The organism is Leifsonia sp. McL0618, assembly GCF_049994905.1.
Classification (GTDB): Bacteria; Actinomycetota; Actinomycetes; order Actinomycetales; family Microbacteriaceae; genus Diaminobutyricibacter.
On sequence record NZ_CP188258.1, the window covers coordinates 625,959 to 645,905 of the forward strand.

Below are 19,947 nucleotides of genomic sequence, written 5' to 3' on the forward strand. Positions count from 1 at the left end.
CTGGCTGGGCTGGTGGGGGTGTGCTTCCGACGCTAGTCTTGTCGAGAGTAAGGAGTCAAATTGCATTTTGCCCCTGACACTGAGGACACCCTCGAGTTCACCGTCGCACTCGTGAACACGCACCCGGGCGCCAGCCGGAGTGGTGCCGACGAGCTCGAAACGCCCGGCCAGCTCGGCGCTTTCCTCGCCGGCCAGCAGTTCTCGGGACGCATCGACCACGACGAAGCGGAACTCGCCGAAGTGCGCGACACCAGGGAGAGGCTGCGACGTCTGTGGACGCTCGACCGCGACGCGGCGGCCGTCGAGGTGAACACGATGCTCCGCGCCGCGCGAGCGCTGCCCTACCTGATGCGGCACGACGGGTTCGACTGGCACCTGCACGCGACCGAACCGGATGCGCCGCTCGCCGAACGCGTCCGGGTCGAAGTCGCCCTCGCGATCGTCGACGTCATCCGCACCGGCGAAACAGGTCGCCTGCGCGAATGCGCCGCCGACGACTGCACGGGGATACTGGCCGATCTGTCACGCAACGGATCGAAACGGTTCTGCAGCATCCGCTGCGGCAACCGGATGAACATGGTCGCGTTCCGAGAGCGTGCCGCCGCTGCGCGCTGACGCGCGCCGCCGCCGCGCGTCGTGCCCGGCCGCCTGCTCGCCGGCATCCGTACCGCCGCGCGCACGCGCGAACCGCATCGCGCCCGTGACCCGGCTCCAGCGCATCGTGGCGCGGTCGAGCACATAGTTCTGGCGGAGCACCCACGGTGCGCGCTCTCCCTGCTTCGGCAGCACGCTCGCTGCCCGCCGGATGTATCCCGAGGTCAGGTCGAGGATCGGTCGGCGCGGGCCGTCATCGTCCGGGCCGAGTGCCGTTGCGATGTCGAAGCCCGCGCGGTCGAGGTACGCCAGCAGCCGGCACACGTACCGCGACGACAGGTCGGCCCGGAGGGTCCACGACGCGTTCGTGTACCCGACGCACCAGGCGAGGTTCGGCACCCCCACCAGCATCAGCCCTTTGTAGACGAGCCGCTCGGACGGGTCGACCGGCATCCCGTCGACCTCGAGTTCGATGTTCCCGCAGGCGACGAGCCGCAACCCGGTGGCGGTCACGACGATGTCGGCGTCGAGGTGCCGACCCGATGCCAGCTCGATTCCGGATGCCGTGAACCGGTTCACCTCATCCGTCACGATGGTCGCCGCGCCCGACCGCAGCGTCGCGAACAGGTCCCCGTCCGGTGCGACGCACAGGCGCTGGTCCCACGGCTTGTAGCGCGGGGTGAAGTCGCGTTCGACCGACGCCGCGCCGCCGAGGCGGGCCCGCGCCCCGTTGATCAGCCACCGCGCTGCCGGAGCCGGCAATCGGCGCGCGAGCAGGTAGAACCCCTGGCTCTGCACGAGATGTTTGACGCGGATGATCCGGTTCGCAGACCGGGCGGGCAGCACGCGACGCAGGGCGTCGGCGAACCCATCGGATGCGGACAACGACACGATGTAGCTCGGCGACCGCTGCAGCAGGGTCACCGTCGCGCCGCCCGCAGCCAGCGCTGGCACCAGGCTGACCGCCGTCGCACCGCTGCCGATGACTACGACGGAACGTCCGCGATAGTCCAGGTCGACGGGCCACTCCTGGGGGTGCACGACAGGGCCCGCGAACTCGTTGATGCCGTCGAAGGCCGGGCGGTAGCCGCCCTCGTAGCTGTAGTAGCCGGTGCAGAGGTACAGGAAGTGGCAGGTGAAGTCGAGGGTTTCGTCGCCGCGACGTGCGGTCACCGTCCAGAGGGCCTCATCCGACGACCAGGACGCGCGTTGCACGCGGACGCCGTAACGGATGCGCTCGTCGATGCCGTACTCGCGCGCCGCGTCCTCGAGATAGCTGAGGATATCGGCGCCCGCGGCGATCGCTTCGGGGCGACGCCAGGGCCGGAACGGGAAGCCGAGCGTGAACATGTCCGAATCGGAGCGCACGCCCGGGTAGCGGTAGAGGTCCCAGGTGCCGCCGAGATGCTGCCGGGCTTCGAGCAGCGCGAAAGACTTCGACGGATGCTCGGTCTGCAGCCGGTACGCGGCCCCCACACCCGACAGACCCGCCCCGACGATGAGAACGTCGACATGCTCGACCATGGTGCAACACCTCGACCATGATCATGCTCCGATCGGCGGCAAACGGCTAGAGCGCGGAGTGCGCCGCAGGGGAGAATGAGGGCATGGTTCAGCATTTCGAGACCGTCGACGATTACATCGCTTCGTTTCCACCCGACGTGCAGGAGGTTCTGCAGCGGGTGAGGCAGGCCATCCACGCGGGCGTTCCGGATGCGCCGGAGAAGATCCGCTACGACATCGCGGCCGTGATGATCGATGCGACCCACGCCATCCACTTCGCGGGCTGGAAGAACCATGTGGGCGTCTACCCGGTGCCGCGCCTCGAAGGGGAGCTGGAGGAGGAGATCGCGCCGTACCGCGCGGCGAAGGATTCGGCGAACTTCCTGTACGCGCGTCCGATCCCGTACGACCTGATCGAGCGGGTCGCGGCTGCCAGCGTGAAGCGGTACGCCCGCTGAGGGGTTGCTCGCCCGCTCTCGGTTGCTCGTCCGCTCCCGGTTGCCCGTCCGTTCCCGGTTGCTCGTCCGCTCCCGGTTGCTCGCCAATCTTTTGGCGACCTATCGAATGCGGCACGGATATCTTGGCGACCAATCGCATCGTCGGGTGACCGGAGTGACGACGAGCCCCGGGGCGTAACCCCTCCTTAACCTTGCGGATGCCGCCGCTTTGCCGGGCCGGGGGACGATCGGCGGGATGAAGGGCTACGGCTGGGCGGTGGCGGCCGCAGTTCTCGCGGTCGCGATCGTCGTCGTGCTCGCCACGTCGATTCGACCGGGTCCGACCCACGGGTGGTCTGTTCCGCTGATCGGGGCGATAGGCGACAGCGTAGGCGACAGCTCAGATGGCAGGCGACCTCTCGGTGCCGGCCACCTGGCGGACGGCGGTCTTCGCCGTCGTCCGGGTCATCGACACCGGGGTGCACGCGCCTGATCGAGGAGACGATGCTGGAGTTGGTGAACGATGTGACGATCGTGATCGTCACGCACAACATGCAGCAGGCGCAGCGGGTGTCGACGCAGTGTGCGTTCTTCCTGGCATCGCACGGGACGCCCGGCGCGATCGTCGAATACGGCGACACGGACGCGATGTTCACCGAGCCGATCGATGGCCGCACCTTCGACTACGTCAACGGCCGCTTCGGCTGATCAAGCGGCCTCCCCAACGCGTCGGGCACGGGGAAAAGCACCCCAAATCGTCGATTCGGGATGCTTTTCCCTGGGCTCGACGGGTTGGGGGCGAGGGATGCGCGGGCCGGCGCCGGAAGGACCGATTGGTCGCCAAACTTTTGGCGAGCGAGCGATCGAACGGGCGGCCAGACTTTTGGCGAACGATCGAACGGGTGGCCGGTCTTTTCGCGAGCGATCGTCACAGCGTGGGTTAACGCGACGCGGCGACGCGCTCGAGACCGAATCGCGTGACGGAATGGGCGTTACGGTGCCAAACTGGGGGCGCTGGCGGCGTTGCAGCCCATCGATCCGGAAGGACAGCCATGGCGAAGAACACCAAGCTCGAAAAGGTGGCCGACGAAGCGTTCGTGAAAGCGAAGGCGGCGGTCGAGGATGCTCGCAAAGCGGCGAAGGATCTCGACAAGCAGGCGCGCAAACGGGTCGAGGAACTGGCGGAGTCCCTCGAGGAGCTTCAGAAACGAGCGGCCGCAGCAGCAAAACAGGCTCGCCGCGAGGTAGCGAAGACGTCGAAGGCGACCGCGGAAAAGGTCGCGGAGACGTCGAAGGCCGCGACCGTGAAGGTAGCGGAGACGTCGAAGGCGGCGACCGCGAAGGTAGCGAAGACGTCCAGGGCGGCGACGGCGAAGATCGCGAAGGACTCGCACACGGCGACGGATTCGCTTGCGACATCCGTGCGTGCTGCGCAGGAGCTGGCCGCATCCGCGCTGAAGTCCAGGAGGGCACAGGCCGCGAAGACTTCGGCGGCGAAGCCCAAGGCAGTCGCCGCACAGAAGACTTCCGCCGCGAAGCCCAAGGCAGTCGCCGCACAGAAGACTTCCGCCGCGAAGCCGAAGCCGGCGGCAACGAAGCCGAAAGCGCCAGCGACGAAGCCGAAGGCGGCAGCCGCCGGGGCCACGGCCGCCGCGACGAGGTCGAAGGCCGCCGCGACCAAGCCGAAGACCGCACCTGCGAAGGCGAAGACGTCCCCTGGCAAGGCGAAGGCTCCCGCTACTCCAAGGCTCGTGAAGGAGGTGCCGGCCAAGCCGATTCGCTCCAGCGCACCGAAGGCACCGAAACCCGCCGCGACCAAACCGACCGCCGCGACCACACCGCCCACACCGCCCACACCGACCACCCCGTCAGCATCGCCGGCGCCCACCGCAGTCGCCGACCTCACGGTCCGTCAGCTTCGCGACCGCGCGAAGGCCGAGGGTCGCACCGGCTATTGGTCTTTGAGCAAGGCGGGTCTCGTCGACCTGCTCTCCAGCGTCGACGAGTAATCCCGTTCACCTCGTGGCAACCCTGCGCCGCTAGTTTCGTGCAGCGGATGCTCGAGAGGCGGGTCCGCCGTTCGATTCGACCGGAGTTGAGAAGTGACCGAACCACCCGACGGGATCCTCGATCGCGGTGATGTCGCGCCGGCGCCGCGAACCCTTCTCGATGTCCTCCGCGATACGACCGCGGCATTTCCTGAAGCGTCTGCGCTGGAGGACGGCCGGGGCGCCCTGAGCTATCGCGAACTGATGGCGCGTGTGATCACGGTCGCCGCCCGCCTGAACCTGGCCGGCGTGCGCCGCGGCGATCGGGTCGGCATCCGCATGGCGTCGGGTTCGCGCGAACTGTACGTCTCGATCCTCGCCGTTCTCGCCGCGGGTGCCGCCTATGTTCCGGTCGATGCCGACGATCCGCAGGAGCGTGCCGACCTGGTCTTCGGCGAGGCACTCGTACGCGGCATCATCTCAGGTGACGGCGAGTACCTGCCGACGCCGCACGAGGACGATGTCGGCGCACCGGCCGAGGACGAGGACGTGGAGCTTTTCGCCGGCGAGCCGCCGCATCCGAGCACCGCCGCCGGCGCGATCGTGACTCCGCCGACGCCCGCGGATGACGCCTGGATCATCTTCACGTCGGGCTCGACGGGAACGCCGAAGGGCGTCGCGGTGTCGCACCGCTCGGCCGCTGCTTTCGTCGACGCCGAAGCGCGCCTGTTCCTGCAGGATGAGCCGATCGGCCCCGGCGACCGGGTGCTCGCCGGTCTTTCCGTCGCCTTCGACGCATCGTGCGAGGAGATGTGGCTGGCGTGGCGCCACGGCGCCTGCCTCGTTCCCGCCCCGCGTTCTCTTGTTCGCAGCGGCATGGATCTCGGCCCCTGGCTGACGACGCACGGCATCACGATCGTGTCGACCGTCCCGACGCTGGCGGCGCTGTGGCCTGCGGAGTCTCTCGAGAACGTGCGCCTCCTGATCTTCGGCGGCGAAGCCTGTCCGCCTGAGCTCGTCGACCGGCTCGCGGTGGAGGGACGCGAGGTCTGGAACACGTACGGCCCGACCGAAGCGACGGTCGTGGCGTGCGCCGCACTCGTGAAGGCCGGCGAGCCTGTTCGGATCGGCCTGCCTCTCGAAGGCTGGGTGCTCGCCGTCGTCGATGCCGAGGGCACACCCGTCGCGGTGGGCGAGCCCGGCGAGCTGATCATCGGCGGCGTCGGTCTCGCCCGCTACCTCGATCCGGCGAAGGATGCGGAGAAGTACGCTCCGTTCCCGTCGCTCGGCTGGGAGCGCGCCTATCGCAGTGGCGACCTCGTGCGTTTCGACCCGGCCGGGCTGCTCTTCCTGGGCCGCGCGGACGACCAGGTGAAGGTCGGCGGCCGGAGGATCGAACTCGGTGAGATCGAGTCGGCCCTGCAGAACCTGCCGGGTGTGTCGGGCGCGGCGGCCGCGGTGCGCAAGACGGATGCGGGCAACCAGGTTCTCGTCGGCTACCTCGCGGTGAGCGATCCAGCAGCTTTCGATCGCTCCGCCGCGCTTGCCCGCCTGCGCGAGGAGCTGCCCGCGGCTCTCGTGCCGCTGCTCGCCGTCGTCGGCGACCTGCCGACCCGCACCTCCGGCAAGGTCGATCGTGCAGCCCTGCCGTGGCCGCTTCCCGACCTCGACCCGGGCGAGGCCGACCTGGATCCCGGCCTGCGGGAGCTTGCCGCGCAGTGGCAGGCCGTGCTGGGCCTGCCGGTGTCGAACCCGGACGACAACTTCTTCGATCTCGGCGGGGGCTCGCTCGCTGCCGCGCAGCTCGTGGCGCGCATCCGGGAACGCGACCCGGAGTTCACCGTCGCCGACATCTACGCCCACCCGCGGCTCGGCGCGATGGCGGAGGAGGTCGCGTCGCGCGTCGGCGATCGTTCGGCGGGGGAGTCAACGCATATCGTTCCGCCGACGCCCCGCCGCATGCAGCTGCTCCAGACCGTCCTCGGGGTTCCGCTTTTCGTGCTGAGCGGGTTCCGCTGGCTGCTCTATGTGCTCACCGCCAGCACGATCCTCAACTGGTTCGGCGGCTTCGACGCTCTGCCGAGCGCATCGCCGACGCTTCTCATCATCGGTCTGATCATCTTCGCGACCCCGTTCGGGCGCATGGCGATCTCCGTCGTCTGTGCGCGCGTGCTGCTGTCCGGGCTGAGCGCAGGCGACTATCCGCGCGGTGGCGCCATTCACCTGCGCCTCTGGCTGGCCGAGCAGGTCGCGCACCAGGTGGGCGCTGTGAGCCTCGCGGGCGCCCCGTGGATCTCCTATTACGCCCGCGCGCTCGGCGCACGCATCGCACAGGATGTCGACCTGCACTCCCTGCCGCCGGTCACCGGGATGCTGCGCATCGGCTCCGGTGCCGCAATCGAACCCGAGGTCGACCTGTCGGGGTACTGGATCGACGGCGACACCCTCCGCATCGGCGCGATCCGTATCGGCGCGAACAGCACCGTCGGTGCGAGGAGCACGCTGCTGCCCGGTACGCGCATCGGCAAGAACGCTGCGATCGCGCCCGGTTCCTCCGTCTTCGGGCGGGTTCCGGCCGGCCAGGTCTGGGCGGGTTCCCCGTCGGAGCGCGTCGGCAAGGCCGACCAGTGGTGGGATCCGGAGCGGCCACCACGGCGCACCCGCTGGCTGGTCGCTTACGGGGCCTCGGCGATCATCCTCTCCCTCGTTCCGATCCTCGCGTTCGCCGTCGGTGGCGTGATCGTCGCGTTGTTCATCCGCGACGCTCCGACTCTCGGCGATGCCGCCTGGCGTTCGCTCGCCGCCCTGATTCCCGCGACCCTCGTCACCGGCGTGATCCTGGCCGGGCTCGTCGTCGTGCTGGTGCGCCTGCTGTCGCTCGGAGTCGCTGAAGGCATCTTCCCGGTGCGCGGTCGCGTCGGCTGGCAGGTCTGGACGATCGAGCGCATTCTCGACCTCGCCCGAACGCTGCTGTTCCCTCTCTATTCGAGCCTGTTCACACCGTTCTGGCTGCGGATGCTCGGGGCCACGGTCGGTCATGATGTCGAGGCTTCGACGGTGCTGCTTCTGCCGAGCATGACCACCATCCGCGACGGCGCCTTCCTCGCCGACGACACCCTTGTAGCGTCCTACGAGCTCGGCGGCGGTCGCGTGCGCATCGCGCGGGCCGAGATCGGCACCCGCGCGTTCCTCGGCAACTCCGGGATGGCCGGTGCCGGCCACCGTGTGCCTCGCGACGGCCTGGTGGCCGTGCTCTCCGCCGCACCCCGCAAGTCGAAGCCCGGGTCGTCGTGGCTCGGCTCACCGCCCGTTCGCCTGCGTCGCACGGCGGCCACGGCCGACGAGAGCCGAACGTTCGCTCCGCCCACCTACCTCCGGGTCGCCCGGGCACTGTGGGAACTGTGCCGCATCGTCCCCGTCTTCATCACCTGCGCGGTCGGGCTCGGCGTGCTCTTCACGCTGGCCGCGCTCACAGAAGCGTGGGGGGCGCTGGCCGCCGTCTTGCTGAGCGGGGTGGTCATGCTGGTCGCAGGCGCCGTCGCGGCCGGGGCGAGCACGGTGGGCAAATGGCTGCTGGTGGGGCGCATCCGCGTCGGCGAGCATCCGCTCTGGTCGTCGTTCGTCTGGCGCAGCGAAGTGTCGGACACCTTCGTCGAGATGGTGTCGGCGCCGTGGTTCGCGCACTCCGCCGCGGGGACCCCTGCGCTCGTGTGGTGGCTGCGCAGCCTCGGTGCGACGATCGGCCGGGGTGTGTGGTGTGACAGCTACTGGCTGCCCGAAGCCGACCTCGTGACCCTGGGGGACGCATCCACCGTCAACCGCGGGTGCGTTGTGCAAACCCACCTCTTCCATGATCGAATCATGAGCATGGATACTGTGATCCTCGATGCGGGGGCGACCATCGGACCGCACAGCGTCATCCTGCCTGCTGCCCGGATCGGGGCCCACGCGACGGTCGGTCCTGCGTCCCTGGTCATGCGCGGAGAGTTCGTTCCCGACAGAACGCGCTGGAGCGGCAACCCGATCGGGCCGTGGCGCGAGGTCACCATCGCCGACTATCACGCGACGGTGAGCTGATGGCCGCTGTTCCGGCGGGCGCCAGGACGGCCGGCGACCCGTACCTTCCCCAGTCCGGCAACGGCGGCTATTCGGTCGAATCGTACGACCTCGATCTGCGTTACAAAGTCGCCACCAACCGGCTGGACGCCACCGCCGTGATCCGCGCGATGAGCATGCAGGGGCTGCGGTCGTTCAGCTTCGACCTCGTACGGCTGCGCGCCTCACGGGTGCGGGTGAACGGCAACAAGCGCACCCGTTTCACCCAGACGACCTCGAAGCTCGTGGTGACCCCTGAGGAGCCGATCGGCATCGGCGAGCTGTTCACTGTGGAGATCGAGTACTCCGGATCGCCTGCACCGCGCAGGAGCCACTGGGGGCTCGTCGGGTGGGAGGAGCTCACCGACGGGGTCATCGTCGCATCGCAGCCGTCGGGTGCGCCGACGTGGTTTCCCTGCAACGACCATCCGGCCGACAAAGCGAGCTACCGCATCCGCGTGACCTGCGAGCAGGCGTACACCGTGCTGGCCAACGGCGTGCTGTTCGACCACACCGTGTCAGCCGGCCGGGGCACCTGGTCGTTCGAGCAGACGGAGCCGACCTCGACCTACCTCGCGACGGTGCAGATCGGGCGCTACGTCACGGAGCACCGCGTGCTCGCGGGAGTTCCGGGCGTGATCGCGTACGCGTCGGAGGTCGACGCGCAGGTGCGTACCGATTTCGATCCGCTCCAGCGGATGATGGGCTTCTTCATCGACTCCTTCGGGCCGTACCCGTTCGGCGACTACAGCGTCGTGGTGACCGCCGACGACCTCGAGATTCCCCTTGAAGCCCAGGGCGTCGCGATCTTCGGTGCGAACCATGCCGACGGCGAGGGCGGCTCGGAGCGGCTCATCGCCCACGAACTCGCCCACCAGTGGTTCGGCAACAGCGTCGGGATCGCGGCGTGGAAGCACATCTGGCTCAACGAAGGTTTCGCGTGCTACGCGGAATGGCTGTGGTCGGAGCATTCGGGCAAGGCGAGCGCGGATGAGCTGGCGCGGCGATACCACGCCGGCCTGCGTTCCCTGCCGCAGGACATCGTGATCGGCGACCCCGGCCCCACTCTGATGTTCGACGACCGCGTCTACAAACGGGGCGCATTGACGTTGCACGCGCTGCGGCTGACCATCGGTGACGAACGCTTCTTCGCTCTGCTGAGGGCGTGGACGGCGCAGCGCCGCCACGGAACAGCGACGACGGATGACTTCGGTGCGCTGGCGCAGGAGCATGCCGGCACCGACCTCGGCCGGTTCTTCGAGCACTGGCTTCAGGCGACGGCGCTCCCGCGCCTGCCGCGTGCGGCGAAGGTCAGCTCGTGAGGCACGCGGGCTGCAGCGCCTGCGGTGTGGGACGGGTCAGAGCCTGACGGCGACGTTCGTCGTGTAGCCGGGGCCGAGGTCGAGCTCGGCCAGGCGATAGTGCGCCTCAGCGCCGTCGGTCCCGGCGACACGCGCCTCGACGCCGTCGTCCGTGAAGTCCATGCGCACGGTCCTCGGGTCCACGCGCAGCCCGCGGCCGTCTGCTTTGAGCACGGCTTCGACGCGGGTCCAGTGGGCGAGCGGGTCGTCCCCGGATGCGCCGGCCACGGTCGTGATCGCGTGGTCGCGTTCGCGCGCTGGCACCGCATCCGATCGTTCCACATCGACGCCGACGGCGTGATCCCACGCCGCCACCGCAACGACCGTCGTGTCGGTGTGCGCGAGGCCCAGATGGAGCCTCGTGGCCGACCCGGGCGCGATGACGGCCGGGCGTCCGTGTGCGCCTCCGCAGAACGGGCAGCGGGCCTCGATCGCGACGTCGGCTGTGTCGACCCCGGCGGATGCGGCGACGAGGTCACGCAGAAGCCGGCGGCCGGCGAGGAAGGTGCGCGCGGCATCCGGCAGGAGCGAACGGTAGCGGTCGAGCTCGAACGGGGTGAGCAGGGAGGTCGCGGACTCCTGCGTGACGCTCGCGTCAGCTGCGGCGCTTGCGTCGGATGCGGCGCTCCCGGGCGGGACCGGCGCCCAGCGCACCTGGACCGGGATGCCCGCCAGCGTGCGCGCATCCTGCCCGGCGATCAGCACCGGTCAGGCGTCCGCCGACACTTCGTCGCGAAGCCTGGCCTTCGCACCATGCTCGACGAGCACGGCGATGTAGTCGCGGATCGGCTTGCCGTCGAGCGACCGGCGTTCGCTCTGGACGACCTCGTCGACATGGCTTCGCGGGATCGACGGGAATCGCTCGGCCAGCCGGTCGGCGACCTCTGCGACGGCCTTGTCCTCATCAAGATCGTTCACACTCATGAGACTGAGTGTGAAACGGCCCGGGCATGCCTGTCAATGCATTCCGGGGTGATCTTCGACCCTGCCCGGATGATCCTCAGGAAAGGCGCCTGCCCTTAACTGGGGTGGCTATGAATTAGCTGATCACTCTGAGGACACCGCCAGTTCATTCGATCGACCCCGCGCCGTAACCCCATTGCCCGACCGTTACACCGGCGAACCGAATGTTCCTCACAGCATTACCCAGCTTGTCGGCCGCCACCCTGTCACCCGAATCTGCAAGAGGATCATGTCCGCGTCGCCGCGCATAGTGTTTTCCACATTCAGGTCGAGCAGCGACCCGATGTTCCTGTCCTGGGCCCGCTTCCTGAGGTCCGTCGAAACCGCTTCGCGCCAGTCGGAACGCGCGACCGTCGCCGAACGGCCCTTGTCCGAGACGGCGACCCGTCTCGCGGCGGGTCCTGTCGCGACCGGCGCCTGCGGCATCTGGCGCATCCTCGCCTCCAACAACCGTGAGCTCGGGCGCAGTGCGCGTGCCTACACGAGTTTCGAGAGCGCGCGAACGCACGTGCTGCGCCTGCGCTCCGGGCTCGACGACCTCAACGTGACCGCTGTCACCGGCGGCAGGCCAGGCATGCACGGCTGGTATATGTCGTCGCGGGCATCGGCCGTGATCACGTGCGGCCGGTGGTATGGGGCGTCAGCGTCGAGCGCCGAGGCGTCGCTGGCGACGCTCGACGCATTGCGGGATGCCGTGGTCAGCGACTTCTGGCGTGAGCTCACGCCCCCGCGCCGGGGCGAGCACGCCCCCGAGAGCGACGTCGTCTGGTGACGACCACCGGCAAGGCGCTCGCCTGCTAGCGTGAGCACACGAACGGTCGACGAGGAGGCACGAGCGTGACGACGGATGCTGCAGCGCAGGCATATGACAGCCTGACGACCGAATTGGCCGAAGACGAGGACTACGACGTCGACATCGCCGCCGACGGACTCCTCGTGCACGGCAGGCTTTTCGCGTTCCTTGAGGGAGACGACCTCGTCGTCGAACTGCCCGAGGCGCGAGCGAACGACCTGAAAGCGCGCGGTGTCGCATCCGCGTTCCGCGCGGCCGGGCATCCGACCAGGGACTGGGTGCGCGTGAGCGACCGCCAGCTGTGGTCGGAGCTCGCCCGCGAATCGCACGCCTTCGTCGGGGAACCCGCCGTCGGCGGCGAGTCCTGAGCCGCCCGCGCAGCGTGACAATCCGGCCGGTGGCGGCGTTCACGCCTTTCATCGTCGTCAGCGTCGTGTAGGTGGTCGCGATCGCTGCGGGTTCGGATGTCCTGGTGCAGGTCACGAAACCGCTCCTGATGCCGGCGCTCGCCATCGCCGTCGTACTCGCGCGTCTCGGCCGCCGGTTCACTCCCGGTGCCGGCCTGCTGCTGCTCGCGATCGGCCTGTCCTGGCTGGGCGACCTCGCGCTCATGGTCCCCGGCAACCTGTGGTTCGTGGTGGGGCTCGGGTCGTTCCTGCTCGCGCACGTCACCTACCTGGTGCTGTTCATCCGTCTTGGCGGCTTCGGCCGGCCGCGTGCGTGGGCGATCGTCTACGCGGTCTGGTTCGTCGTGTTCCTGGCGGTGCTCATCCCGGGCCTCGGCTCACTGACCGTGCCGGTCGTGCTCTACGGGCTGGTGCTCGGTGCCATGGCGACCGCGGCGACGCGGGTGTCAGGAGTCGTGGCCGCGGGCGCTGCGGTGTTCGTCGTCTCCGACAGCATCCTCGCGCTCTCGAAGTTCATGCCCGGCGTCGTGATCCCCGGGCACGACGTGCTCACCATGCTGACCTACTGCCTCGGGCAGGGCATCATCGCCGCGGGTGTGCTCGCGGCGATCGGCCGCGCCCGCACCGAGCCGGCGGCGACCGGAAGGTCAGGCGCTCGCGCGTTGTGACAGCAGGCCGCGGCGCTCCGGGTGCTTGTCGAACCATTCGGCCACGTACCAGCACATCGGAACGATGCGGTAGTCGGTGTTCGCTTCGACGTCGTCGACTGCGAACGAGACCAGCTCCGCGGCGAGCCCGTGACCGCGGAAATGCGGCGCCGTGTACGCCCGAGTCATCGAGATAGCGCTGCCCAGCACCGAATAGTCGAGCACCCCCGCCAGCTCGCCTTCGATGTGCACGGCGTAGCGGTTCGCATCCGGTTCATGCGTGAATTCCTTCGCCATGTGCCCAGCCTACGTCCGGTTCGCGGTCATGGCCCCGCGGGTTCGCTCAGAGTATGGTTGCCCTGTGGGAAACCCGACCCGCACCTCGGTTCCACCGCATACCGCAGCGCCACAGCAGGCCGCAGCGTGTCGAACGCCGTAGAACCGTGGAGGAACCGTGACCATCGAGTCGCACATACCCAGTCTTTCGCCTGTCCATGAAGCGCTGCTCGCGCAGGTGCCGCTGAGGGAACATACGTTCATCGAGACCGAAGACATCGCGTACGAGCATGAAGGCCTGGCGCTCGAAGGCTACCTCGCCCGCGATACGCAGGCCGACGAACGCAGGCCGGCGGTGCTCATCCTCCACGACTGGACCGGCGTCGGCGACAACGTGAAGATGCGCGCACAGATGCTCGCGCGCCTCGGCTACGTGGCCTTCGCTGCGGACCTGTACGGAGCGGGCGTACGTCCGACCGGCGAGGAGGCATCGGCCGAAGCGCGCAGGTACTACGGCGACCTGCCGCTGCTGCGCTCCCGGGTGGCGGCCGGTTTCACGCACCTGCTGCAGCATCCGGCCGTCGACCCGGCACGCCTGGCCGTCGTCGGATATTGTTTCGGCGGCACCGCGGCACTCGAGTTCGCCCGCACCGGGGCACCGGCACGCGGGGTGGTGTCGTTCCATGGGGGACTGGTCACCCACGACCCGAGCGATGCGGGGGCGATCGCGGCATCGCTGATGATCCTCACCGGCGCGGCCGACCCGGTGGTTCCGGATGCGGCGATCGCGGCATTCAAGGATGAGTTGCGTGCGGCACCGCACGTCGACTGGCAGGTGACCAGCTACAGCGGGGCTCCGCATGCGTTCACGGTTCCGGGGTCGGACCGATACCGGCCGGTGGCGGATGCGCGCAGCTGGCGCGCTCTTGTGTGCTTCCTCGACGAGGTGTTCGCGTAGGGTCGCTCGCGGGCGGCCGCTGCGACGGCGGCGACACCGACTGGGTCGAACTCGCCGAGCTCGTGCAGACCTCATACCGCCAGATCGCACTCAAGCGCCAATTGGCGGCGCTCGACGCCATCATGTAGTCTCTAACGTGGCTTGCGAGCGGTTACCGCCCGCGGCCAGTGTGTTCCAGGCCTCGCCTGACACGCAAACTGCGCCCGTAGCTCAACGGATAGAGCATCTGACTACGGATCAGAAGGTTGGGGGTTCGAATCCCTCCGGGCGCACTTCGCAAATACCGCTGCTGAGCAGGGTTTTCCCTTCGATACAGCTGCTTGGTTGCCCTCCGATGAGGCAGTGAGCCAAGCGGACGAAATCTACTCGACATGCGGCGTCACCCCGCGCAAATCGAGTTCGTGCGCCCCGCTCTTCGATACTCACTTGGATGGAGTTTGGCTGACGTACGTCCAGCCGCAGGCGTAGCTCCGAGTCCTATACCAGCCGTTGCCGACCTTTACCGCCAGGAACGTGTTGGGCCCGGCGTCGCACCGCGATTCTGGACCGCCATTAGCGATGACTGCCATAATCGGGAAGTTCGGGCCATCGGTGGCGAGCACGGATTTGAGGCCTGCAGACAACCATACTTTGTCGGCGTACGTGCTTTTCCCGACGCAGAGATCGGCGCTACTCTCCGGCGCGGACGCGATAACTGCGGTTGTGAGGACGTCGACTACCGTTGCGGAATCCGGGCAACGGACTGCAGGCGGAGGGGTGCGCGTTCCACTGGAGACGGAGCTTTGGCATCCGGTGAGTGCGACAGCAGCGAGGGCAAGCGCCACAAGGCTGATTGCGTAGGTGGCGCTGCCATTCAGGCCGTGATTGAGGCGTTCCACGCGCGCACCCCACTCAATTCTGTGCATGAGTAATAGTAGGGGCTGTTCGCCGTGTCGCCACGTCCGATGCCGATGAGCAGATACCGGGCCGCCCCCGCGCGTTCACTGCCCCTGGATCAGCCGGCGATCCGGGATGGACCAGATGATCGCGACGGCCGCGTAGAGCGCAATGGACACCAGGGGTGCGACGAACGCGAGGCCGCACCCGACGGCGTAGATGGCCACCGAGCCGAGGCCTTTGTAGTCGCGACGGATGCGGTCGGAAAAGGCAAGACCAGGATTGGCCTGGGCGATCGCCTGCTGCAGGAACCGGTATGAAACGCCGATGACCAGGCACAGGAGACCGTAGAGGAACACAGGCCAGGTCATCAGATAGTGTCCCGGCGCACCGAGCCAAGCGGTCGCGAACGGGATGAGGGCGAGCCAGAACAGCAGATGGAGGTTCGTCCACATGACGCGAGGGTCGATCCGTTCGGTCGCGCGGATCAGGTGGTGGTGGTTGTTCCAGTAGATCCCGACGAAGACGAAGCTCAGTGCGTAGCTGAGGAACGTCGGGATCAGAGGGATCAGGTCGGTGAGCCGTCCGCCCTGCGGAACCGCGAACTGCAGCACCATGATCGTGATGATCACGGCGATCACGCCGTCGCTGAAGCTGGCGAGTCGTGTCGGCTCGATCACGGTGGAGGTGGCACCGTCTCCCGCGTCGGCCTCGGGGTCGTTCGTTGTCACCGGTCGGCCTCCCCCGCAGCGCGCTTCACGAGTTCGCCGATGCGGGTCTCGTCGGTGAAGGCCTGCTGCGTCCCGGCGGTGCTTCGCTCTTCAGCGGGCCCATGCGTATCGGTCATCGGAGCGTCCCCTTCGTCGCGGTCGTCGCCGCTCGAACCCCATCCTAGGAAGGCCGCGGAAACCTGACCAGAACTGGGGATGGGCTCTGTGCGGCCGCCCCTGACAGACTCGAAAAATGGATGACGCCACCCCCGTTCCCCCGACGTCGACGCCGGCACCGGGCTGGTATCCGGATCCGGTGGACGGCGGCCGGCTGCGCTGGTGGACAGGGCAGGGATGGTCGGAGCACACCCAGCAGCATCCTGCTGTCGTTCCCGAAGCGGCCCCCGCACCCGCCTACGCGGCGCCCGCCTACGCGCCTCCGGCCTACGCGCCGCCCACCTACGGGTCGTCCACGTCCGAGCCGTACACGCCGATGGCTTACGCGGCAGCCGGATACTCCTCGTCCGTCTACAGGCCGATCGACCCGGAGTCCCAACCGCTTCCTGGCGCATCCATCGTCGAGGCGTTCATCCGGTTCTGGACGAAGTACGCGCGGTTCAAGGGTCGAGCGAGCCGCAGCGAATACTGGTGGTGGCAGCTCGTCTTCTCCATTCTTTACCTGGCAGCAGTGGTTCTGACGAGCATCCTCGAGCCCGGGTCGCCGGGGCGCCAAGCGGTGGGGCTTGTGGTGTTCGTCGTGATGCTGGCGATCATCGTTCCGTCGTGGGCTCTGACGGTTCGCCGGCTCCATGACGCGAATCTGAGCGCGTGGAACATCCTGTGGACGTTTCTCCCGCTCGCCGGCGGCATCGTGCTCATCGTGCTCATGTGCCGGTCCTCGGACCCGGCGGGCGCCCGCTTCGACTAGGCCGGCGCGTCTAGCGGGCACGGACCCGCGAGTGACGCCGAGGCGATCTTCGACGACATCGAGTGGGACGAGCTGGAGGCCGGCCCGCCGCGGACCGTGCTGCCGTTCTGACAACTGCGCCGCCGAGGTGTGCGAAAAGTGCCTATCCGCGGGGCGAAAACCGCACTGTTCGCACATCTCGCGGGCGAGATGGCCGGGCCGAGACCCTAGCCCGAGAAGGCGCACCACCCCGTCTGTGTCCTGGGCTTTCGCCTTCGTGATCTTTGCAGGCGGCGCGTTGCGCTGTGAGGTAGTCATCAATTGCTTTGGGCTGGGAGTCCGAGACAGCGTCTAAATGGTTTGCGCCGCCGGAGGTCGCCATGCTCCCGGCGGGGTGCCGTGCGGAGGTCAGCTGCCGTCGTTCTTGAGTTCGACGGCCACCATGTTCCACTGGTCTGTTGAGGGCGAGCTTGTCCCGATCCGGACGATGGATCCGGCCGCGCCCGTCGGCTGGTTCGTGTACTCGCTCCACATCGTGTCCCCGGTCCGAGTGTCCGTCCATTGGTCGAGAGGGACGAAACCGGACGGGAACGTTCTTGCGGCTGCGTTGTCCCAGTCGTTGGCGACGGCGAAGACCAGTGACGTTGCCGAGACGGTCGTGAGAGCGGCCGCCGCCGCGCCGGTGGCCGCGGATGTGGCCATCGATGCGCCGATGCCGCTCGTACCCTCCATGGCGATGACGGTGAGCGACTGGTCGAAGCCTGCGGCCGACGGGGTGGATGTCACGGTTGCGTTCGTGAGGATTGCCGAAGCCGTAGCCGTCCAGATCTCGCTGTCACCGTACCGGGCGTTCGCACGTTTGACGAGGGTCCAGGTGAGTCCGGCGCCGCCGACGGTCGCCGTCTGTGCTCCCGCTGAGGCAGGCCCATCTGAGGCGACGAATGCGACGAGGAGCTCGCCGGGCATGGCCGTGTTGAAGGCCGGCGCGCTAACCGGGCCCGTTCCGTGGATGCTCCTCTGCACCTGCATGACGAAGCAGGTCATGGGCGGCGCCGGGTTCTGTACGGTCACGGTCACCGGCGTTGCGGTCCCGCGGTTCCCGCTTGTGTCCGTTGCCGTGGCGGAAAGGGTGTGGCTCCCCGCGCTGGCCACCGTCGTGTTCCACTGGAGCGCGTACGGAGCCGACGTCAGTGGAGTGCTGAGCGGTTGGCCGTCCAGGAGGAACTGAACGGAGGCCAGCGCGACGTTGTCGCTGGCGGCCGCGGCGACCGGCGTGGTTCCCGACACAGTCTGTCCTGGCGCAGGATTGGTGATCGACACCGTCGGCGGTGTCGTGTCCGGCGTTGCCGGGACGGAACCCGGGACCACCTCGATCGCCGCCAGGTTCCAGCGATCCGTCGTCGGTGCGGTGTCGCCGATCGACACGCTCTTCCCGATCGTGCTGCTGGCCGAGGTCAGGCCCTGCGCCCAGAAGGTGTCGCCTGTAGCGGTGTCCGCCCACTGCGCCACGAGCGTCTGCCCGACGCCCGGCGTCCTTGGCGTGGCGGTATCCCAGTCGTTCCCCACCCCGTAGACGAGCGATCCGGCCTTGGACGCCACCACGCTCACGTTCGGCGCGCCGGATCCGGCCGAGGCATTCGCGCTCGCACCGACCCCGGATGCTCCGGCGAAGGTCAGCACGGACAGCTGCTGATCGAATCCCGTCTGCGACGGAGTCGACGTCACGACGACACCTGCTGGCGAGCCCGACGAAGTGGCCGTCCAGATCTCGCTGTCCCCGAACTGCGCGTCCGCCCGGGAGACGCGCCGCCAACTCAAGCCGCCTCCGCTGACGGTGGCGGTCTGGGCGCCTGCGCTGGCTGGCCCATCGGAGCCTACGAACGCGACGAACACCTCACCGGGAGAGTGCGCGGAAAATGCTGCGGTCGCCACTGTCCCTCTGCCGGTTGCCGAGACCGTCTGATCGACGGCGAAGCCCGGCGGGCTTCCCGAGGCGGCAACCGTCACTGGAACGACCGCGGCAGTGGACATGTTCCCCGCGGAGTCCGTGACCTGGGCGCTGAGGGTGTGCCGACCGGGACTCGTGCTTCCGGTCGTCCAGGAGTATGCGAATGGCGTCGTGGTCAATGCCGGCCCCAGGTGGTTGCCGTCGAGGAGATACTGCACGGAGGCGACTACCGCGGGCGCGACCGCCGATGCTGAGGCGGAGAGGTGCGCCGTGCCGGAGACCGTGGACGATGGCGCAGGACTGGTGAGCGAGATACTGGGTGGTACGGTGACCGGTCGCGACTGGGCGCCCACGGTGACGGCCGTTCCCTTGATCGTCAGTACGGTCGTAGTGACATTGTTGGTGTTGTTGCTCTCCGTGAGCACGTGCTCGGGATCGACCGTGGCCTTCAGGACGTAGGCGCCGTCGAGCAGCGCGTTGATGTCGATCGGTTGTCCGGCATCGGTCTGGTCGTATTGGTCGCCCCAACCGACGCTCCATCCCAGCGGCTTGGCCGGGTCAGTGCAATTGGATGCGGGGATGAAAGTCTGTGTCGGAGTGTTCGGCACGTCCCCCACCCGATTGTCCCCGGTGATGCAGTAGTCCGTCTTGGAACTGGTCGCGGCGACCGCGCCGATCGATCCGTTGGAGTTCAGGTGGTTGAGGGTGAATTTCGTCAGTGGGAACCGGTAGTCGCTCCCGTTGACGAAGGCCCCGTTGACGGCGACCGGAACCCTATGATCGACCGACCACACGCCAGGACTGGAACTGTTGTAAATGGTCTGAACGAAGGTCGACAGACCGGTCGCGGGATCATATGTGGGATCAATCTCGAACGGCCCGGTCCCCGCATCTTCGGTGATGTGCGTGTAGCGGAGCATCCGATGATGGGTCACGGGATCAACGGCGATCGACATGAGGTTCGTCGGCACGAGGATCCTCAGATCCGGAAGGGTGAGAGTCGCGGCCCGCGCGGAGTTTGCGGCGACCGTGCTCGTCAGGATCAGGGTGAGGACGATCGCGGCAACGAACGATCGCCGTGCGGACCCGATGACGTGAACCACGAGAGACCTCCGCTCCCCGGGTGCACACGGACGACGCGGTAGGCGACTCCTGCGAATTCATTCAAACACAGCGGATCCGAATTAGGCGACAAGTTCTCAATTATTCACTTGCGGGGCGGTGGCGGTTTCACGTTGCGAGTGCCACGCCTCGACCGGATGGGGTGCGCCGTGACGACGAAGTTTGCGTGGGCGGACGGCGCCGCTCACCTTTTCCGTCGGACCGCTGACCCCACAATGGGGGTCGCCCGGGCGATACCCCCAATCTTGTCTTAGTCAAGGGGCTACATGGCGCTGCACACCCGCCTACTGTTGCAGCCAACGTTCGGTTTCGACGGAAACCCCTTACGTCTAGAAAGCCTCACAACACGTCTAGAAAGCCTC

Annotated in this window: 18 protein-coding genes and 1 tRNA gene; 13 read left to right on the plus strand and 6 right to left on the minus strand. The window is 68.0% G+C overall.

The features are described from left to right. Positions 1–60 precede the first annotated feature (60 nt). On the plus strand, positions 61–615 hold the full coding sequence (locus tag ACPPVQ_RS02970) for a CGNR zinc finger domain-containing protein (RefSeq protein WP_426518481.1): 555 nt from the start codon (positions 61–63) through the stop codon (positions 613–615). On the opposite strand, the gene ACPPVQ_RS02975 is transcribed toward ACPPVQ_RS02970, so the two are convergent. Next, positions 523–2,118: a flavin-containing monooxygenase gene (locus ACPPVQ_RS02975; RefSeq protein WP_426518483.1), complete on the minus strand. Its 1,596-nt coding sequence runs from the start codon at positions 2,116–2,118 to the stop codon at positions 523–525. The two genes, ACPPVQ_RS02970 and ACPPVQ_RS02975, sit on opposite strands and share 93 nt — an antisense overlap. 83 nt (positions 2,119–2,201) lie before the next feature. On the opposite strand from ACPPVQ_RS02975, the gene ACPPVQ_RS02980 reads away from it, so the two are divergent. The 5 genes from ACPPVQ_RS02980 to ACPPVQ_RS03000 all read left to right on the plus strand — a co-directional run bounded on the left by ACPPVQ_RS02980 (position 2,202) and on the right by ACPPVQ_RS03000 (position 9,939). Beyond that, a complete protein-coding gene (locus tag ACPPVQ_RS02980; RefSeq protein ID WP_426518485.1) occupies positions 2,202–2,555 on the plus strand; it encodes an iron chaperone in 354 nt (117 codons plus the stop codon). Between the two features lie 483 nt (positions 2,556–3,038). Beyond that, entirely contained in the window at positions 3,039–3,242 is a 204-nt protein-coding gene (locus tag ACPPVQ_RS02985; RefSeq protein ID WP_426518487.1) for a hypothetical protein, read from the plus strand. 344 nt (positions 3,243–3,586) lie between these two features. Further along, the gene (locus ACPPVQ_RS02990; RefSeq protein WP_426518489.1) at positions 3,587–4,543 is read left to right on the plus strand and encodes a hypothetical protein; all 957 of its coding nucleotides are present in this window, start codon (positions 3,587–3,589) and stop codon (positions 4,541–4,543) included. Positions 4,544–4,636: 93 nt separating this feature from the next. Continuing rightward, positions 4,637–8,599, plus strand: coding sequence for a Pls/PosA family non-ribosomal peptide synthetase (locus ACPPVQ_RS02995; RefSeq protein WP_426518491.1), 3,963 nt, complete (start codon positions 4,637–4,639; stop codon positions 8,597–8,599). Further along, positions 8,599–9,939: a M1 family metallopeptidase gene (locus tag ACPPVQ_RS03000; RefSeq protein ID WP_426518493.1), complete on the plus strand. Its 1,341-nt coding sequence runs from the start codon at positions 8,599–8,601 to the stop codon at positions 9,937–9,939. Before ACPPVQ_RS02995 ends, ACPPVQ_RS03000 begins: the two co-directional genes overlap by 1 nt. Positions 9,940–9,975: 36 nt before the next feature. Here the strand turns inward: ACPPVQ_RS03000 and ACPPVQ_RS03005 are convergent, their stop codons facing one another. Beyond that, entirely contained in the window at positions 9,976–10,293 is a 318-nt protein-coding gene (locus ACPPVQ_RS03005) for a 4'-phosphopantetheinyl transferase superfamily protein (protein WP_426521379.1), read from the minus strand. 393 nt (positions 10,294–10,686) lie between these two features. Continuing rightward, positions 10,687–10,902 (minus strand): three-helix bundle dimerization domain-containing protein, encoded by a 216-nt coding sequence (locus ACPPVQ_RS03010; protein WP_426518495.1) that lies wholly within the window; start codon positions 10,900–10,902, stop codon positions 10,687–10,689. A gap of 322 nt (positions 10,903–11,224) precedes the next feature. Between ACPPVQ_RS03010 and ACPPVQ_RS03015 the strand changes: the two genes are divergently transcribed. The 3 genes from ACPPVQ_RS03015 to ACPPVQ_RS03025 all read left to right on the plus strand — a co-directional run bounded on the left by ACPPVQ_RS03015 (position 11,225) and on the right by ACPPVQ_RS03025 (position 12,809). Further along, positions 11,225–11,713, plus strand: a complete 489-nt coding sequence (locus tag ACPPVQ_RS03015) for a hypothetical protein (RefSeq protein ID WP_426518497.1) — start codon at positions 11,225–11,227, stop codon at positions 11,711–11,713. 65 nt (positions 11,714–11,778) lie between these two features. Beyond that, entirely contained in the window at positions 11,779–12,102 is a 324-nt protein-coding gene (locus ACPPVQ_RS03020; RefSeq protein ID WP_426518499.1) for a hypothetical protein, read from the plus strand. A 71-nt stretch (positions 12,103–12,173) separates the two neighbouring features. Beyond that, the gene (locus ACPPVQ_RS03025; protein WP_426518501.1) at positions 12,174–12,809 is read left to right on the plus strand and encodes a lysoplasmalogenase; all 636 of its coding nucleotides are present in this window, start codon (positions 12,174–12,176) and stop codon (positions 12,807–12,809) included. On the opposite strand, the gene ACPPVQ_RS03030 is transcribed toward ACPPVQ_RS03025, so the two are convergent. After that, entirely contained in the window at positions 12,789–13,085 is a 297-nt protein-coding gene (locus ACPPVQ_RS03030) for a GNAT family N-acetyltransferase (protein ID WP_426518503.1), read from the minus strand. The genes ACPPVQ_RS03025 and ACPPVQ_RS03030 overlap by 21 nt on opposite strands. Before the next feature lie 157 nt (positions 13,086–13,242). On the opposite strand from ACPPVQ_RS03030, the gene ACPPVQ_RS03035 reads away from it, so the two are divergent. The 3 genes from ACPPVQ_RS03035 to ACPPVQ_RS03045 all read left to right on the plus strand — a co-directional run bounded on the left by ACPPVQ_RS03035 (position 13,243) and on the right by ACPPVQ_RS03045 (position 14,294). Next, on the plus strand, positions 13,243–14,022 hold the full coding sequence (locus ACPPVQ_RS03035; protein WP_426518505.1) for a dienelactone hydrolase family protein: 780 nt from the start codon (positions 13,243–13,245) through the stop codon (positions 14,020–14,022). After that, entirely contained in the window at positions 13,995–14,150 is a 156-nt protein-coding gene (locus ACPPVQ_RS03040) for a hypothetical protein (protein ID WP_426518507.1), read from the plus strand. The genes ACPPVQ_RS03035 and ACPPVQ_RS03040 overlap by 28 nt, the downstream gene beginning before the upstream one ends. Before the next feature lie 71 nt (positions 14,151–14,221). Further along, positions 14,222–14,294 (plus strand) — tRNA-Arg (locus ACPPVQ_RS03045). A 708-nt stretch (positions 14,295–15,002) separates the two neighbouring features. Here the strand turns inward: ACPPVQ_RS03045 and ACPPVQ_RS03050 are convergent. Beyond that, a complete protein-coding gene (locus ACPPVQ_RS03050) occupies positions 15,003–15,629 on the minus strand; it encodes a TMEM175 family protein (protein ID WP_426518509.1) in 627 nt (208 codons plus the stop codon). 232 nt (positions 15,630–15,861) lie between these two features. Here ACPPVQ_RS03050 and ACPPVQ_RS03055 point away from each other — a divergent pair, with 232 nt between their 5' ends. Continuing rightward, entirely contained in the window at positions 15,862–16,536 is a 675-nt protein-coding gene (locus ACPPVQ_RS03055) for a DUF805 domain-containing protein (RefSeq protein ID WP_426518511.1), read from the plus strand. Positions 16,537–16,923: 387 nt separating this feature from the next. On the opposite strand, the gene ACPPVQ_RS03060 is transcribed toward ACPPVQ_RS03055, so the two are convergent. After that, positions 16,924–19,566, minus strand: a complete 2,643-nt coding sequence (locus ACPPVQ_RS03060) for an Ig-like domain-containing protein (protein WP_426518513.1) — start codon at positions 19,564–19,566, stop codon at positions 16,924–16,926. Positions 19,567–19,947 lie beyond the last annotated feature (381 nt).